This is a genomic window from Cellulomonas hominis, assembly GCF_014201095.1.
GTDB classification, from domain to species: domain Bacteria; phylum Actinomycetota; class Actinomycetes; order Actinomycetales; family Cellulomonadaceae; genus Cellulomonas; species Cellulomonas hominis.
This window is the reverse complement of record NZ_JACHDN010000001.1, coordinates 3,963,226-3,979,631: the sequence shown is the minus strand read 5'-3', so window position 1 is coordinate 3,979,631 and position 16,406 is coordinate 3,963,226. Positions and strand designations below refer to the sequence as shown.

Annotated in this window: 14 protein-coding genes; all 14 read right to left on the bottom strand. The window is 72.8% G+C overall.

From position 1 onward, the window contains the following. Positions 1-96 precede the first annotated feature (96 nt). The 14 genes from HNR08_RS18750 to HNR08_RS18685 all read right to left on the bottom strand — a co-directional run bounded on the left by HNR08_RS18750 (position 97) and on the right by HNR08_RS18685 (position 16,399). Positions 97-942, bottom strand: a complete 846-nt coding sequence (locus tag HNR08_RS18750; RefSeq protein ID WP_246802854.1) for a prepilin peptidase — start codon at positions 940-942, stop codon at positions 97-99. After that, complete coding sequence (locus HNR08_RS18745; protein ID WP_146831987.1) at positions 926-2,503, bottom strand: hypothetical protein; 1,578 nt, start codon at positions 2,501-2,503, stop codon at positions 926-928. The genes HNR08_RS18750 and HNR08_RS18745 overlap by 17 nt, the downstream gene beginning before the upstream one ends. A 10-nt stretch (positions 2,504-2,513) precedes the next feature. After that, on the bottom strand, positions 2,514-3,146 hold the full coding sequence (locus tag HNR08_RS18740) for a PulJ/GspJ family protein (protein ID WP_146831984.1): 633 nt from the start codon (positions 3,144-3,146) through the stop codon (positions 2,514-2,516). Continuing rightward, positions 3,139-4,932: a type II secretion system protein gene (locus HNR08_RS18735; protein WP_146831981.1), complete on the bottom strand. Its 1,794-nt coding sequence runs from the start codon at positions 4,930-4,932 to the stop codon at positions 3,139-3,141. The genes HNR08_RS18740 and HNR08_RS18735 overlap by 8 nt, the downstream gene beginning before the upstream one ends. A gap of 92 nt (positions 4,933-5,024) precedes the next feature. Continuing rightward, positions 5,025-5,471, bottom strand: a complete 447-nt coding sequence (locus HNR08_RS18730) for a type II secretion system protein (RefSeq protein ID WP_146831977.1) — start codon at positions 5,469-5,471, stop codon at positions 5,025-5,027. A gap of 171 nt (positions 5,472-5,642) precedes the next feature. Then, on the bottom strand, positions 5,643-6,869 hold the full coding sequence (locus HNR08_RS18725) for a type II secretion system F family protein (RefSeq protein ID WP_146831974.1): 1,227 nt from the start codon (positions 6,867-6,869) through the stop codon (positions 5,643-5,645). Then, positions 6,866-8,230, bottom strand: coding sequence for a type IV pilus twitching motility protein PilT (locus HNR08_RS18720; RefSeq protein ID WP_276509332.1), 1,365 nt, complete (start codon positions 8,228-8,230; stop codon positions 6,866-6,868). Before HNR08_RS18720 ends, HNR08_RS18725 begins: the two co-directional genes overlap by 4 nt. 83 nt (positions 8,231-8,313) lie before the next feature. Then, a complete protein-coding gene (locus tag HNR08_RS18715) occupies positions 8,314-9,987 on the bottom strand; it encodes a GspE/PulE family protein (RefSeq protein ID WP_146831971.1) in 1,674 nt (557 codons plus the stop codon). 107 nt (positions 9,988-10,094) lie between these two features. After that, the gene (locus tag HNR08_RS18710) at positions 10,095-10,985 is read right to left on the bottom strand and encodes a shikimate dehydrogenase (RefSeq protein ID WP_146831968.1); all 891 of its coding nucleotides are present in this window, start codon (positions 10,983-10,985) and stop codon (positions 10,095-10,097) included. After that, a complete protein-coding gene (mltG, locus tag HNR08_RS18705) occupies positions 10,982-12,145 on the bottom strand; it encodes an endolytic transglycosylase MltG (RefSeq protein WP_146831965.1) in 1,164 nt (387 codons plus the stop codon). The genes HNR08_RS18710 and mltG overlap by 4 nt, the downstream gene beginning before the upstream one ends. After that, positions 12,142-12,741 (bottom strand): Holliday junction resolvase RuvX, encoded by a 600-nt coding sequence (gene ruvX, locus HNR08_RS18700; protein ID WP_146831962.1) that lies wholly within the window; start codon positions 12,739-12,741, stop codon positions 12,142-12,144. The genes mltG and ruvX overlap by 4 nt, the downstream gene beginning before the upstream one ends. Continuing rightward, positions 12,738-15,431, bottom strand: coding sequence for an alanine--tRNA ligase (gene alaS / locus HNR08_RS18695; RefSeq protein ID WP_146831959.1), 2,694 nt, complete (start codon positions 15,429-15,431; stop codon positions 12,738-12,740). Before alaS ends, ruvX begins: the two co-directional genes overlap by 4 nt. Positions 15,432-15,554: 123 nt before the next feature. Further along, positions 15,555-16,037, bottom strand: a complete 483-nt coding sequence (locus HNR08_RS18690; RefSeq protein ID WP_146831956.1) for a hypothetical protein — start codon at positions 16,035-16,037, stop codon at positions 15,555-15,557. Further along, positions 16,034-16,399, bottom strand: a complete 366-nt coding sequence (locus HNR08_RS18685) for a DUF948 domain-containing protein (protein ID WP_146831954.1) — start codon at positions 16,397-16,399, stop codon at positions 16,034-16,036. The genes HNR08_RS18690 and HNR08_RS18685 overlap by 4 nt, the downstream gene beginning before the upstream one ends. Positions 16,400-16,406: the final 7 nt, after the last annotated feature.

Below are 16,406 nucleotides of genomic sequence, written 5' to 3'. Positions count from 1 at the left end.
AGGCACCCTTCCGACCGCGGGGACTGTCCACCTGCCTATCGGGCGACGCACCCCCGGACTTGAGAGTCCGGCACGCCCGTCACCCCAGCCGCGGCGTCAGGCGCCGACGGCCTGGAACAGGGCGACGTACCCGTCCAGCGCCTGCTGCCCCGCGACCACGCCGAGGGCGGCGCCGACCAGCATCCACGGGCCGAACGCGACGGCCGTCCTGCGCCCGACACGGCGGGCGGCGAGCAGCGCGACGACCACGGCGCCGGCGAGCAGGAACGCCGCGAAGAACCCGACGACGACCGCACCCCAGCCGAACCAGCCGAGCAGCATGCCGAGGAGACCTGCGAGCTTGACGTCGCCGAGCCCCATGCCCGCGGGGTACACGACCCAGATCACTGCGTAGGCGAGCGCGAGCGCCGCGCCGCCGAGCAGGGCCCGGCCGAGCGCGGACCAGTCGCTCGCGCCGCCGGGATTCGCCGAGGCGAGCAGCAGCAACGCGGCCAGCACGGGGTACGACGGCAGCACGAGCGCGTCCGGGAGCCGGTGCACGTCGACGTCGATCAGCGCCAGCGCGACCGCGAGACCGACCGCGAACAGCAGGGCCGGAAGCACCCAGCTCCAACCGGCCCACCAGGCGGTGAGCCCGAACAGCAGGCCCGTCCCAGCCTCAACCAGCGGGTAGCGCGGGCTGATCGGAGCCGCGCAGTCGCGGCACCTCCCGCGCAGGAGCAGCCACGACAGCACCGGCACGTTGTCCCGCGGCCGTACGCGCGCCCCGCAGGCCGGGCACGCGCTGGGCGGGCTGACGACCGAGGCGCCGCGCGGCACCCGCCAGACGACCACGTTCAGGAACGAGCCGACCAGCAGACCCAGGCCGGCGCACGCCACCACCAGCAGCGCGGACGCGCCGGACGCTCCGAGCACGGCGACCAGCTCAGGAGGTGGTCTCACGGGTGTACTGCACCTCCACGCCGTACGACGAGATGGTCGAGGACCCGGACAGGCCGCCCCAGACCGGCATGGCGATGTAGGTCATGTCGAGCTGGTTGTCGACGGTCACCGACCTGCCGGAGTACACCTGGCCGACGATCTCCGACTTGTTGGCCTTGCGGATCGAGCACGGCGAGTAGAGCAGCGTGTTCACCGTCTTGTCCACGGTCACCTGGTTGTCCAGCGCGATGCCGTCACCGCTGCAGCCGACCGTCGCTCCCTGGAACACGCTGGGCTGGATGAGGTACAGCAGCGCGGGGTCCTCGGCGGTCGCCGTCCCTGGCTTCGCCGTGATCGTCGTGTTGCTGGAGAAGTTGAAGCCGGCGCGCGAGATCACGACGATGTCGTGGTTCGGGACGATGTCGATGCCCTGCATCTTCACCTGATCGTTGGGGCAGTCGCTCACGATGACGGTCGGCCCCGGCAGCTGGTACGCGTTGGCGAAAAGCCAGGCTCCTACCCCATCGGCCTTGCCGTTCATGTTGCGCGACTGCCCGTCCGCGCCCACGAGGTTCTGGTTCCCCGGCGGGTTGTACCCGCCGCAGACGAAGTTGCCCTGCGGGAACGTCACGACGTTGGTGTACCCGTGGGCGGCCCAGCCCGCCTGGGCGCTGGTGTCCCACGTGAGCTGTGGGAACGCGGTGCTGGGCGGGGCGTCCACGACCACGTTCGAGAAGCACTTGCCGGCAGTCGCGCAGATGTCGCCGCTGGCCGTGTAGCGGGCGCGGGCCTGCTGACCGACCGGCGTCTTGTCCAGGGAGACGTTGCCCGTCGCGGACAGCGCGCGTCCCCCGATCGAGGCGGACTGGTTCGTCGCCTCCACATTGCCCTTGGCCCACGCGTCCACGCTCACCGTGCACTGTGCCTCGAGCTTGATCAGCCCCTGCGCGTAGATCGAGCCGTGGTACTCCTGGTTGTTCCGGCAGTAGAAGTCGCCGTTGGTGTAGATGTCGGCGTCCGGCGTCCCGGACTTGCTCGCGAGCACCGTCTTGTTCGAGACGGTCATCGTCGAGTCCGAGAAGATCGCCTTGTCGAGGTTGTTCGCGTAGTGGGGAGTCAGCCGCACCAGCGACTCGACCGTGCGCTCGGCGACCTGGGTCCCGGCGATCTGGTCGGACGTCGAGGTGGTCTTGATCGCGGCCTGCGTCACGGGCGTCGTGGCGAGCGCGGTGCAGGGCACCGCCGCGCCGGCCGCGTTGTAGTAGGTGACCTCAGTCGAGCTGGTGTAGGTGTCGCTGCCGACGGTCCCGCTGCCGGGGATCGTCCCGCACAGCGAGGTGAGGGCGGAGGGCGCCGCCGACTGGATCTGCGCCGTGAGCGTCGTGACCTGCGACTCGGCGGCCGCCACCGCTTCGGACCGCTGGCGGTCGCGGCCGGTCTGACGCGCCTCGGTCAGCGCGATGCCGACGGTCACCACGACCAGGACGCCGACCAGCGCCACGACCGCGATCGCGGCCACGATGGCGACGCCGTCGTCGGGCCGCTGCCGGGCCGCGCGGATCCTGCGCAGCACACGCGTCATGTCCTGCTCCTCACTCGGGGGGCACCGGCAGGCACTGGCTGCCGGTGTAGCCGTAGGTGGTGTTGCGGCCGGAGATCGACGCGTCGATGGACACGTCCCGGCCGGTCTCGGCGTTGCGGGAGACGAGGTGGACCTTGAGCAGCCGCGACCCGTAGACGCCGCCGGCGCCGACGTCGAGCTGGAACGGCGCACCCTCGAGCGCGAGGCCGCGGGAGACGATCGACCAGTCGGTCACGGCCCCGCCGGTCTGCCACGTCGGCTCCCAGGAGCGCATCCGGAGGTCGTAGGCCCCGTCGCCGTCGTCGGCGACCTGCCACTGCACGCACTTCTCGGTGCCGTTCGACTGCGTGTAGATCCGCATGCACGTGCCGCTGTTGCTGCCCAGGTCCTGGCACGACGCCACGTGCGCGACCTCGTCGGCGGGGCTGAACAGGACGTTGCCCGAGCGCACCTGCCGGTCGATGATCGCCAGCGCCTGGCGGGTCTGGAACGCCGCGTCCGAGGCGGACTCCGCGTCCTTCGTGATGGACATGACCGAGATGAGGGCACCCGTGATCATCGCGATCGCCAGCGAGAACACGATCATCGAGACGAGCAGCTCGGTCAGGGTCATGCCGCTGTCACGCGGCGCGCGCTCAGCCATTCGCGGCCGCCTTGTACGAGGCGTCGGCGGTGACGCCGCCGAGGTCGGACACCACCGCGAAGCTGGTCAGGGTCGTTCCTCCGACGGACACCGTCGCGACGACCCGTGCGGTCAGGACCGCGGAGCCGTCGACCGTCGTCGTGCACGCGGTGGTCTTGCAGTCGGTCGTCAGCACGCCGGTCCGGGTCGCCGGCGTCCGCGCGATGCTCGGCCGCTGCACCATGACCGACCCCTCGTACGTGACGCGGACGCCGCCGTAGTCCACGGCCGTCGCGGGGATCGTCCACGACTCCGACTGCGGCGCCCCTGCCGCCGCCACCGACGCGTATCCGGCCAGGTTCACCGTCGTGTACCCGGTGCCGTTCCACACGCGCAGCGTGCCCGCGCGGGTGAACGCCGGCGTCTGCGCCCCGGCACCCTCCTCCGCGCGGACCGACTCCGTCAGGCCCGTCACCGACCACAGGCCGTTCGTCGCGGAGAAACCCGACGGCGCAGCGGTGAAGGCCGTGGCCGCCATCGCCGACGTCCCCAGCGTGCGCTTCGCCGCGCCGTGGCTGCAGTCGATCGTGGCCCCGGTGCACGCCCCGGTGTTGGCCGAGCCGAGGATCGCCGCGACGGAACGCGTCGGCTGCCCGGACGTGCCGAACGTGGCGAGCGGCACCGCCGTCCCGTCGGGCGCGGTGTAGGTCAAGGAGGCGGCAGAGCCCGCGGTCTGCACCACAGACGACGAGCATGGCCGCAGGGAGCCCGCCGCGCCGGTGGTCAGCGCCGCGCCGGTGCTGTCGAGGCAGACGGAGGCGTCGGCGGCGACGGCGGCGCGGGCGGTGCCGGTGTCGCTGCTCGACGGCCGCAGCGCGAGCGTCCCGCCCGACCCCGAGGTCTGGAGCGAGCCGGACGTGTGCACGGGCGTGCCGACGATCAGCGACTGGTCGGGGGTCGAGGACGGGTCCGAGTCCACCGCCGCCGTCGCGGCCTCGCCGCCGGTGCGGGTGATCGTGCCGTCGGCCACCGAACCACCCGAGGTCGACGCACCCGCCTGCCCGGTGGCGGTCTGCTCGACGAGGAACGTGGACGACGCCCGCGCGAAGTCGAGCTGCAGCGACGTCGCCGACATGCCGGTGATCGGCACCGTGGAGTCGACGGGATCGGTGACCGTGACCCCGCCCAGCGCCTCGCCGGCCCGGACCGTGAGGTACGCCTGGCACGGTGCGGCGAACGGCGCGGTCGCCGTCGAGAGGCAGCCGGCGGGCGAGTACGTCGTCGTGCGCTGCGCGGTGGTGCGGGCGTCCGGGAACACCGGGCTGGTCCAGCGCACGAGGACCGTCAGGTTGAACGGCTGCGACCCCGACGCGGTCGGGGGAGCCTTCGTCACGTACGTGTGGACGCGGTACGTCACGCCGTCGACGGCGGTGTCGGTCCACTGGCCGGAGACGGTGTTGACGACCAGCGTCTCCGAGACGCCGGGCAGGACCGCCGAGGCGGGCGAGAAGGTCGTCACACCGGACGCCGTGCTCGTGTAGAGCAGACCGCTCTTCACGGTGGAACCGGCGCCGGGCTGCGTCACCGTGTCGTACGGGAGCGCCCGGAGCCGCTCGAGCTGCTGCGTCGCGAGGGCGGTCGCGGTCTGGCGCTGACGGGCCTGCTGGATGGTCTTGAGGCTGCTGACCACCGCGTAGCTGAGGGAGGTCATGACCGCGGCGACGATGACCATGGCGACGATGACCTCGATGAGGGTGAAGCCGGCGTCGTCGGGGCGACGCCGCAGACGGCGCAGTACGGCGTTCATCCGATCCTCCCTCGTGCGCGACTCCGTCTGATGCGCCCGCGAGGGGGCACCCGCCAGGCAGCGGGCACCCCCTCCGGAATGTGGCGCGTAGGTCAGCAAGCCCCCTTGGCCAGGCCCGTCTCCGTGTACTTCCACGTGGACGCACCGTCGAGCGCCGGGTCGACGGCGACGCAGAACGCGCCGGTCGAGGCGGTCGCGCTGCCGGAGGCCGTGTTGCCGTTCGACAGCGTCCCGCTGGTGACGGGGGTCCCCGCCCCCGCCCCCGCCGTCATGGTCCAGGTGCTGGGCGCACCGGCGGCGCCAGCCGTCGTGGCCACCGTCAGGTTCTCCGTGCCGTCCACGAAGTAGGCCGCGATCTCCTTGCCGATCGTCGAGACGTCGGCCTTGGCCGAGGTCTCCGCGGCCTTCTTGCGCTGGTTGAGGAACACCGGGATCGCGATGGCCGCGAGGATCCCGATGATGATCATGACGACCAGGAGCTCGACCAGGGTGAAGCCCCGGTCCTTCTCCTCGATGGACTTGCGGATACGAGCGATCACGTCGACTCCTGAGGTGAGGGAAAGCCGTGTTCTGAAGAAAGTCGGTCCGCGATCCGCGGGCCGTTCGGGTGGTGCACCACCAACATCGGGAGCGCGTCGTCGCAACTTGAGCGGATGACAGCCCGTCAGCGAGATTCACCCCGACGGGTGAGCCCGCTGTCCGATTTGCCGCTATTGCACGACGTTGAAGATGCTGAAGATCGGCATGTACAGGCCGACGACGATGAAGCCGATGATCGCGCCGACGATGACGATCATGAGCGGCTCGATGAGGCTGGTGAGCTGCTCCGTGGTGGACTCGACCTCCTGGTCGTAGAACTGCGCCACCTTGGACAGCATCGTGTCGAGGGCGCCGGTCTCCTCGCCCACGGACATCATCTGCACCACCATCGGCGGGAACACCGGGTGCTGGCCGAGCGGCCGCGACAGCGACTCGCCGCGGCGCACCGATTCCTGCACGGCCTTGGTGGCGCGCTCGACGACGATGTTGCCGCTCGTCTCGCCGACGATGTCGAGGGCCTGGAGGATCGGCACGCCGGCGTGGATCATCGTGCCGAAGTTCCGGCAGAAACGCGCGAGAGCGACCTTCCGGAAAAGCGGCCCGAAGACGGGCATCTTCAGGCGCCAGGGATCGACCTTCTCGCGGACGCCACGGTCGTTCTTGTGCTTGCTCCACCACCACGCGAACGCCACCAGGAGCACGACGATCGGGCCGATGGCCCACTTGAGCCCGTTCGAGAGCACGACGAGGAACTTGGTCAGCGCGGGGAGCTCGCCACCCAGGTCCGCGAACATGTCCGCGAAGATCGGCACGATGAACAGCAGCATGCCGATCATGGCGAGCACGGCGACGATGAAGACGATCACCGGGTAGGTCATGGCGGACTTGATCTTGCTCCGCAGCTTGACCTCGTCCTCGAAGTTCTGCGCCACCGACAGCAGCACCTGGTCGAGGAACCCGCCGATCTCCCCCGCTCGCACCATGTTCACCATGAGCGGGGGGAAGACGTCGGGGTGCCGCTCGAGCGCGGCCGAGAACGCCACACCCGTCTCGACGTCGGTCCGCACCTGCGCCAGCACCTTGGCGAGGGGCTTGGACTCGGTCTGCTCCGTGAGGATGGCCAGAGCCCGGATCAGCGAGAGGCCGGAGTCGATCATGGTGGCGAGCTGGCGCGACATCACCGCCAGATCCTTGAGCTTGATCCGGTCGCTGAGACCCGGGATCGTGATCTCGCGCTGCAGGCCGGTGGTCGACACCTCGGAGATCGAGACCGCCGCGAGGCCCATCTCGCGGAGCCGGTGGGCGACCGCCGCCTGGCTGGCCGCGTCGACCCGGCCCTTGGTCAGCTTGCCGGACCGGTCCCGGACGGCGTACTCGAACGTCTTCGTGTCGCTCATGCCAGGTCCCCGTACCCCGACGCCGCCGCCATCCCCGCCTGACCCTGGGTCATGCCGGAGAAGCGGCCGGTCAGCCGGTTGAAGTCCTCGATGTGGTGTGCGCGCTCCAGTCCCACCTCGTAGGCGATCCGGCCCGTCCGTACCAGCTCCGCGAGGTGCTGGTCGAGGGTGTGCATGCCCTGCTGCGCCCCCGCCTGCATCGCCGAGTAGATCTGGTGCGTCTTGCCCTCGCGGATGAGGTTCCGCACGGCGGGCGTGGCGATCATGACCTCGGTCGCCACGACGCGGCCGCGGCCGTCCGCCCGCTTGCAGAGCGTCTGGCAGACGACGCCCTGCACCGCGCCCGCGAGCTGGGTGCGGACCTGCGCCTGCTGGTGCGACGGGAACACGTCGATGATGCGGTCGATCGTCTGCGCGGCGTCCTGCGTGTGCAGCGTCGCGAACACGAGGTGGCCGGTCTCGGCGGCGGTGAGCGCCACCGAGATCGTCTCGAGGTCGCGCAGCTCGCCGACCAGGATGATGTCCGGGTCCTGCCGCAGCACGTGCTTGAGCGCCGCGGCGAACGAGTGGGTGTCTCCCCCCACCTCGCGCTGGTTGACCAGCGACCGCTTGTGCCGGTGCAGGAACTCGATCGGGTCCTCGACGGTCATGATGTGGTCGCTGCGGGTCCGGTTCGCGAGGTCGATCACCGACGCGAGCGTCGTCGACTTGCCCGAGCCGGTCGGGCCGGTGACGAGGACCAGTCCGCGCGGGAGGCCGGCGAACGTCGCGACGACCGGCGGGACGCCGAGCTCCTCCAGCGGCTTGATCTCGTACGGGATGACGCGGAACGCCGCCCCGATCGACTCGCGCTGCTGGTACAGGTTCACGCGGAACCGCGCGACGCCGCGCAGTGCGTACGAGAAGTCCAGCTCGAGGTTGGCCTCGAACACCTCCCGCTGCTTCTGGGTGAGGATCCGGTACAGCACCCGGCGGAGCGGGTCGGGCATCTGCGGGGTGAAGCCCGGCAGCGGCTCGAGCGAGCCGGAGATACGCACCGTCGGCGCCGCCCCGGAGGTCAGGTGCAGGTCGGACGCGCCGATGCGCACCATCTCGCGCAGCGCGTCGTCCAGCGAGAGGTCGTCCTGCTCGAGGGGGTCGCCCATGCCCACGCGGCCGGCGGCGCGCAGCCCCGGGGCGGGGGCGACCGGGGCCTGCGGTGCGGACGGCGCAGCGGGCGGGGCCGCCGTCGGCACAACGGGGGCAGCGGCGGCCGGCACCGGCGGCAGTGCCGCGGTCCGGACCTCCGGGGACGGCGCCGCGTACGGGGCCGCCGGCTGCCGCGGCGCCGACAGGGCGTCGGGCATCCAGGGTTCGCTCACGTCTCTCCTCCGTCCCGCACAGCCCGAGACGGCCGCACGAACTGCTCATCGGCCCACCGGGCCGTCGGCTTGAGCCGTCGCGGTCAGGCGACGACGCGCAGGATCTCCTCGATCGACGTCGACCCGGCCGCGACCTTCTGCCACCCGTCGTCGCGGAGCGTGATCATGCCCTGCGCCCGGGCCGTCGCGGCGATCTCGGCGGACGAGGAGCGCGCGACGGCGTGCCGCTCGATGTCCTCGGTCACCGTCATGACCTCGTGCAGCGCGAGGCGCCCCCGGTAGCCGGTGCGGGAGCACGCGACGCAACCCACGGGGCGGAACACCTCGGGGAGGGCCTCTCCCGGCACCCAGGGGAAGCGGGCCGAGATCAGCTCGGTCTCGGTCGGGACGTACGGCTCGCGGCACTTCTCGCAGAGCTTCCGGGCGAGGCGCTGCGCCACCACCGCGTCCAGCGCCGACCCGACGAGGAACGGCTCGATCCCCATCTCGACCAGCCGCGTCACCGCCGACGGCGCGTCGTTCGTGTGCAGCGTCGACAGCACCAGGTGCCCGGTCAGCGCCGCCTCGATCGCGATCTGCGCCGTCTCGTGGTCCCGGATCTCGCCGAGCAGCACCACGTCGGGGTCCGACCGCAGGATCGAGCGCAGCGCCCCCGCGAACGTCAGGCCGGCCTTCGGGTTGACCTGCACCTGGTTGATCCCCGCGAGCCGGTACTCCACCGGGTCCTCGACCGTGATCACGTTGATCTCCGGGCGGGACACCGCGTTCAGCGTCGCGTACAGGGTGGTCGACTTCCCCGACCCGGTCGGGCCGGTGACCAGGATCATCCCGTACGGCTTGGTGTACGCCTCGTGGTACGTCGCGTAGTTGTGCTCGAGGAACGCCAGGTCCCGCAGGTCGAGCGACGCGGTCGAGTTGTCCAGGATGCGCATGACGATCTTCTCGCCCCACACGGTCGGCAGCGTCGCCACGCGCAGGTCGATCTTGCGGCCGTTGTGCGTCACGGACATGCGGCCGTCCTGCGGCTTGCGCCGCTCGGCGATGTCGATGTCCGACAGGATCTTCACGCGGGAGATGACCCCGCCCTGGATCTGCTTCGGGGACCGCTGCATCTCGTGCAGCACGCCGTCGATCCGGTAGCGCACCCGCAGGTCGTGCTCCGTGGGCTCGATGTGGATGTCCGACGCCCGGTCCGAGATCGCCTGCGTCACCAGCAGGTTGACGTACCGGACGATCGGGGCGTCGTCCTCGACGACGTCGCCGATGCGCGACAGGTCGATCTCGGCGGGCGCCTGCTCCTCCTCGAACGCCGAGGACAGGTCCTCCATCTCGCCGTCGGCCCGGCAGAACCGGTCGATGGCGCGGGCCAGGTTCTCGAACGTGGCGACGATCGGCAGCACCGCCATGCCGGACACGGTGCGCACGTCGTCCACCGCGACGACGTTGCCCGGGTCGGCGGTGGCGAGGACGAGCGAGCCGTTCTCGAACCCGACGGGCAGCACGGTGTACCGGCGGCACAGCGCGGCGGGGACCATCGAGACGGCGGCGCGGTCCACCGGGTACTCGTCGAGGTCGACGAACGCCATGCCGACCTGGCGCGCGAGCGCGGCGACGAGCTGGCCCTCGGTGAGCACCCCGATCTCGACCAGCGTGCGGCCGAGCGACTGCCCCCGCACGAGCTGCTCGTCGAGGGCGGCCATGAGCTGCGCCTCGGTGACCAGCCCCTCGTCCAGCAGGATCTCGCCGAGCTGCTTCACCCCGTGTCCCTCCGTCCGGGGCAGGTCGGTGCACCTGCCCCGTAGGGACCATCGGCAGAGGGGCGGGCGAAGATGAGGAAGCGGGCGCGGGTTCGCCCGGAGCGGCGTCAGGCCGCGGGCTCGTCCAGGACCGCCGCCAGCGCGGCGTCCATCGCGGCGAGCGGCGCGGGCCGGCCCGTCATGAGCCGCACCTGCTCGACGGCCTGGTGCAGGAGCATCCGCTCCCCCGGCACCGCGACGCCGCCGCGGGCGGCCCACGCGGCGTGCAGGGCGGTCGGGCGGGGGTCGTAGGCGACGTCGAGCAGCACCGCCCCCGCTCGCGGGGCCGCGGCGTCGGCGGCCAGCGCGGCAGCCAGGTCGTCGGCGGCCCGCGGCGGCAGGGTGGAGACGACGACGTCGGCACCCTGGAGCGCGCGCAACGCCTCGTCCAGGGGCCGGAACACCGGCTCGACGCCCATGCGGTGCGCGGCCCGCGCCAGCCCGCCGGTGCGGCCCAGGGACCGCACGTGCACGACCGGGGCGGTGCAGCCGAGCTCCGCCAGGGCCGCCAGCGTGGACGCGGCCGTGGCGCCGGCGCCCAGCACCACGGCGCTCCGGGGCACGGCCGGCGCTCCCGCGCCGGCGCCCGGACCGAGGCCCTCGGACAGCGCCGCGACCAGCCCGTGCACGTCCGTGTTCGCCCCGGTGAGCACCGGCCGCGCTCCCCCGGGCTGCACCAGCACGGTGTTCACCGCGCCGACGACCGCCGCGAGCGGCTCGACGTGGTCGAGCAGCGGGATGACGGTCTGCTTCAGCGGCATGGTCAGGCTCAGGCCCGCCCAGGTGCCGTCGAGCGCCGCCAGGAAGCCCGGCAGGGCCTCCTCGGTGGTGTCGATCGCGTCGTACGCCCAGCCGTCCAGGCCGAGCGCGGCGTACGCGGCGCGGTGCAGCCGGGGCGAGAGCGAGTGCGCGACCGGGTGGCCGAGCACGGCGGCCCGGCGGGGGTCGTGCGTGCTCACCCGTTCGCTTCCTGCCAGGCCCTCAGCTCGTCGCGGTACTCCTGGTGCTCGTCGAAGGTCGAGGCGAACTTCGTCTCGCCGGTGTCGAGGTTGACCGTCACCCAGAACAGCCAGTCACCCTCGGCGGGGTTGAGCACGGCGTCGATCGACGCGCCGCCGGGCGACGCGATCGGGGTGGGCGGCAGGCCGGGCAGCTTGTACACGTTGTACGGGTTGTACGGCGGCTGCGCGTCCTTGGTGTCCGCGTAGGTCAGCTCGGTGCCGGACTTGCCCAGCCCGTAGGCGACGATCGCGTCGATCTGCAGCGGCATGGCGATGTCGAGCCGGTTCTGGATGGCGCGCGCCATCTTCGGCCGGTCCTCGTCGTGCTTGGCCTCACGCTCGATGATCGAGGCGCGGATCAGCACGTCCTCCCACCGGTCCTGCGGCACGCCCTTGCTCGTCAGCTGGCTGGTGGTCTGCGCGACCATCTGCGAGAGCAGGCCCGCGGCGGTGGTGCCGGGCTCGACCTCGTACGTCGACGGGAACAGCCAGCCCTCCACGTTGCCGTTCGCCTCGGCGGGCAGGCCGATCGCGGCCGGGTCGGCGGCGGCGGCCTGCAGGTCCTCCACCGGGATGGTGGTGACCTCGTAGATGCGCTGGTAGACCTGCGCGGCGGTGTAGCCCTCCGGGATCGTCACGCGGGACGACACGCGGTTGGCCTCGTCGAGCAGGGCGTTGACGGCGTCGGCGGCGCGCATCTCGAGCTGCAGCGCGTAGGTGCCGGGCTGGATCGAGGTCGCGCCGGGGTTCGCGGCGTACGCGTCGGTGAAGGCCTTGACGGTGGCGACGACGCCCGCGTCGTGCAGGGTCTGGCCGATGGCCACGCCGGTGTCGCCGGACGCGACGGTCACCTGGACCTCGCCGCTGCCGGGACCGGGGTAGTCCTGGACGGTCTCCTCCGCGGAGCCGCCGGTGAACAGGCCGCCGACGACGCTCCACACGACGAAGGCCGCGCCGCCCACGAGGGCGAGCGCGAGCACCAGCACGACCACGGAGCGGCGCCGGCGGTGCTTGCGCTGCTTCGCCTGGTGCTCCTTGTCGTCCCGGCGCGAGCGACGCGACGGGGGCGGCGCCTCGTGGTGCTCCTGGTGCGGAGCACCGAGGAAGAGGTCGCTCACTCGGCTGTCCCTTCGGTGTGTCCTGCCTGTCCTTCCCCGAGACCCCCCTGGCGCCGGCCGGGGGCGTCCTGCGGGCGGGTCACCGTGACCCGCTCGCCGGGCCGGCGGCCCGAGGAACGCTCCGCGTCCAGCGCGGTCTGCAGGATCACCACGGCGGCCGCCTGGTCGACGACCGCACGATGGCGGCGCCCGGACCGGCCGGACGCGTGCAGCGCGTGATGGGCGGTGACGGTGCTCATCCGCTCGTCGACCAACCGCACCGGAACCGGTGCGACGGCCTGCGCCAGCGCACCAGCGTACGCGCGCGCGGCCGCTGCCGCAGCGCCTTCCTTCCCGGACAGGTGCCGCGGCAGCCCCACGTACACCGCCGCGGCTCCCCGCTCGGCGACCTCGGCGACGATGGCCGCGAGGTCCTCGGGCAGGTCAGCGGGCCGGTTGTCCCGCGCGAGCGTGGCCACCGGGGTGGCGACGAGGCCGTCCGGGTCGCTCGCCGCGAGGCCGACGCGGACCGAGCCGACGTCCACCGCGAGGCGCGCTCCGCGGGTGACGGCGTCGGGATCGGGCGCGTCGGCGGACGGGCCCGGGCCGGCGCTCAGGCGCCCGCCCGGATCGCGTCCCGGACGCCCGCGAGGGCCTCCGGGAGCCGGGCCGCGTCGGTGCCGCCGCCCTGCGCCAGGTCGTCCTTGCCGCCGCCTCCGCCGCCGAGCAGGCCCGAGGCCGTCTTGACGAGGGAGCCGGCGCGCACGCCGCGCTCGCGCGCCGCCGCGTTGGTCGCCACGACGACGACCGGGCGGCCCTTCGCGACGCCGCCGATCGCCACGACCGCCGGCGCCGACTCGCCGAGCCGGCCCCGGACGTCGAGCACGAGCGTGCGCAGGTCGTCCGCGGCGACCTCGCCGGCGTCGTGCGTCACGACGCGCACGCCGGCGACGTCCTCCGCCGAGGCCGCGAGGGTCCCGGCCGCGGCGAGCACCTGCGCGGCGCGCACCGAGGCGAGCTCCTTCTCGGACTCCTTGAGCCGGGACAGCAGCGAGGACACGCGGTCGGCGAGCTCCTCCGGGCGGGCGCCGAGCAGGCCGGACAGCTGCCCGACCAGCGCGCGCTCCTTGGCCTGGAACCCGTAGGCGCCGTCACCGACCAGCGCGTCGACGCGGCGGACGCCGGAGCCGATGGAGGCCTCGCCGAGCAGCGTCACCAGCCCGAGCTCGCCGGAGCGGCGCACGTGCGTGCCGCCGCAGAGCTCGCGGGACCAGTCCCCGCCGATCGACACGACGCGCACCTGGTCGCCGTACTTCTCGCCGAACAGCGCCATCGCGCCGAGCGCGCGCGCCTCCGCGATGGGCATGACCGCGTCGGTGACGTCCAGGTCCTCCTGCAGGCGGGTGTTCACCCGCTCCTCGACCTCGGACAGCACGCCCTGCGGGACGGCCTGGCCGGAGCGGAAGTCGAACCGGATCCGGCTGGGCGCGTTCTCCGAGCCGGCCTGGGTCGCGGTCGGGCCGAGCGACTCCTGGATGGCCTTGTGCACCATGTGCGTCGCGGTGTGCGCGCGGCTGATCGCGAGGCGGCGCTCGGTGTCGATCGTCGCGACGCCCGGCTCGTCCAGGGTCAGCGTGCCCTCGACCAGGCGGCCGCGGTGCACGGGCAGGCCCTTGACCGGCGCCTGCACGTCGTCGACCTCGACGGTCGCGCCGCCGTCCAGCACGATCGTGCCGTGGTCGGCGAGCTGGCCGCCCATCTCCGCGTAGAACGGGGTGACGTCCAGCACGACCTCGACGTCCGCCGGCGCCGTGGCGGCGGGCGCGGGCACGCCGTCGACGAGCAGGCCGACCACGCGCGAGCGCGACGTGGTGCGGTCGTAGCCCACGAACTCCACGGGCTTCGCGTCCGAGCCCGCCAGCGTCGCGTGCAGGTCCTGGTACGCCGCGGTGTCGGTCCGGCCCGCGCGCTTGGCCAGCGCGTCCGCCCGCGCCCGCTCGCGCTGCGCCTGCATGAGCGTCCGGAAGGCCTTCTCGTCCACGGAGACGCCCTGCTCGGCGGCCATCTCGAGGGTGAGGTCGATCGGGAAGCCGTAGGTGTCGTGCAGCTGGAACGCCTTCTCGCCGGAGAGCAGCGGCGTGCCGCCCGCGGCCGGGGCCTTCGCCTCCGTCACCGCGGTGTCGAGGATCGTCGTGCCCGCGGCCAGCGTGCGGCGGAACGACTCCTCCTCGGCGTACGCGACCCGGGAGATGCGGTCGAAGTCCCGCGCGAGCTCCGGGTACGACGGCGCCATGGCGTCCTTCGACACGGGCAGCAGCGTCGGCAGCGCGGGCTCCTCCACGCCGAGCAGGCGCATCGCGCGCACCGCGCGGCGCAGCAGGCGGCGCAGCACGTAGCCGCGGCCCTCGTTCGACGGGGTCACGCCGTCGCCCATGAGCATGAGTCCGGACCGCACGTGGTCGGCCACGACGCGCATCCGGACGTCGTCCTCGTGGTCCGCGCCGTACCGGCGGCCGGACAGCTCCTGCGCGGCCTGGATGACGGGGAAGACCTCGTCGATCTCGTACATGTTGTCGACGCCCTGCAGCAGGAACGCGACGCGCTCCAGGCCCATGCCGGTGTCGATGTTCTTCTGCTTGAGCTCGCCGAGGATCGGGAAGTTCTCCTTGCCGCCCCCGTCGCCGCGCTCGTACTGCATGAACACGAGGTTCCAGATCTCGATGTACCGGTCCTCGTCCACGACCGGGCCGCCCTCGGCGCCGTACTCCGGGCCGCGGTCGACGTAGATCTCCGAGCACGGGCCGGCGGGGCCGCGCGCGCCGGTCGACCAGTAGTTGTCCTTCATGCCGCGGCGCTGGATGCGCTCGTCCGGCAGGCCGGCGATCTTCTTCCAGAGCTCGGCCGCCTCGTCGTCGGTCTCGTAGACCGTCACCCAGATCTTCTCCGGGTCGAAGCCGTAGCCGCCCTGGTCCTGGGGGGTGGTGATCAGCTCCCACGCGTGGGTGATCGCCCCCTCCTTGAAGTAGTCGCCGAAGGAGAAGTTGCCGTTCATCTGGAAGAACGTGCCGTGCCGCGTGGTCTTGCCGACCTCCTCGATGTCGAGGGTGCGCACGCACTTCTGCACGCTCGTCGCGCGCGGCCACGGCGCGGTCTGCTCGCCGAGCATGTACGGGATGAACGGGACCATGCCGGCGATGACGAACAGCGTCGACGGGTCGGGCGAGATCAGCGGGGCCGAGGGCACCACGGCGTGGCCGCGGGCCTCGAAGAAGTCGAGCCAACGCTGGCGGATCTCGGCGGTGCGCATGGTGTGTCCTGTTCGTGTGCTCGCGGCGGTCGCTGTCCGCCGTCCTCGTGCTTCAGCGTCGCGGCGCCCGGGGGTGTTCCCGTCGCCTCGACCGGGGTGCAGCCTAGGGGGCCGCGGGTGCTCTCAGTAGAACGAGTACGGCAGGTCGCCGTCCTCGTCCGCGGGGTCGTCGGTCGGCTCGTCCGCCCAGCCCCGGCGGGCGCGGGCGGCGCGGGCGGCCTCGCGGGCCTCCGGGTCGCGGTGCCAGGCCGGCGGCACGGCACCCGCGGCGCCCTCCTCGGCGGCCGCGGCCCGGGCGGCGCGGCGCTCCGCGCGCAGGGCGTCGACGTCCACGTCGCCGACCAGGTCGTGCCGCAGCTGGGCCTCGCGCTCGGCCATCCCGGCCAGCAGCTCGCGCCGTGCGTCGGACAGCGACCGGACGGTCCCGGCCGCGGTGGCCCCGGCGCGGAAGGCGGTGCGCGCGGCCTGCGCGGCCAGCGCCGCGCCGCCGAGCGTGCGGTCCCCCGCGTCCGGCCGGGCCGCCGGCGGCTCGTCCAGCAGGCCGAGCCGCTTCGCGCCCGCGACGGCGACCGCCGCGCCGACCGCGACCCAGAACAGCCGCTTCATCGCGCGGCCCCGCGCTTCCCGCCCAGCCCGGCGAGGGCCCGGCGGACGCCGTAGGAGAACGCGGCGACCTTGATCATCGGGCCGCCGACGGTAGCGGCGAACAGCGACGTCAGGGCCGAGACGTTCTGCGTGACCTGGGCGGCCGAGGTGGTGATCGCGTCGACCCGCTCCAGCTGCGTGTTCGCGGACGACACGGTCGTGGCCGCCTCGTCGAGGATCGGCACGGTGTGGTCCGTGAGCTCCTTGACCGACGTCCGGGCCTCGTCCAGCACGCGGCCGAGCTTGACCAGCGGCAGCGCGAGCGCCCCGACGAGCAGCACGAAGGCGATGGCCGCGATGAGCCCCGCGATGTCTCCCAGCATGACCAGC

What these genes read in the sequence shown, in the direction of transcription:
- HNR08_RS18745 (WP_146831987.1), bottom strand. Translation starts at nt 2,503, where the DNA reads ATGACGCGTGTGCTGCGCAGGATCCGCGCGGCCCGGCAGCGGCCCGAC.
- HNR08_RS18740 (WP_146831984.1), bottom strand. Translation starts at nt 3,146, where the DNA reads ATGGCTGAGCGCGCGCCGCGTGACAGCGGCATGACCCTGACCGAGCTG.
- HNR08_RS18735 (WP_146831981.1), bottom strand. Translation starts at nt 4,932, where the DNA reads ATGAACGCCGTACTGCGCCGTCTGCGGCGTCGCCCCGACGACGCCGGC.
- HNR08_RS18725 (WP_146831974.1), bottom strand. Translation starts at nt 6,869, where the DNA reads ATGAGCGACACGAAGACGTTCGAGTACGCCGTCCGGGACCGGTCCGGC.
- alaS (WP_146831959.1), bottom strand. Translation starts at nt 15,431, where the DNA reads ATGCGCACCGCCGAGATCCGCCAGCGTTGGCTCGACTTCTTCGAGGCC.
- HNR08_RS18690 (WP_146831956.1), bottom strand. Translation starts at nt 16,037, where the DNA reads ATGAAGCGGCTGTTCTGGGTCGCGGTCGGCGCGGCGGTCGCCGTCGCG.
- HNR08_RS18685 (WP_146831954.1), bottom strand. Translation starts at nt 16,399, where the DNA reads ATGCTGGGAGACATCGCGGGGCTCATCGCGGCCATCGCCTTCGTGCTG.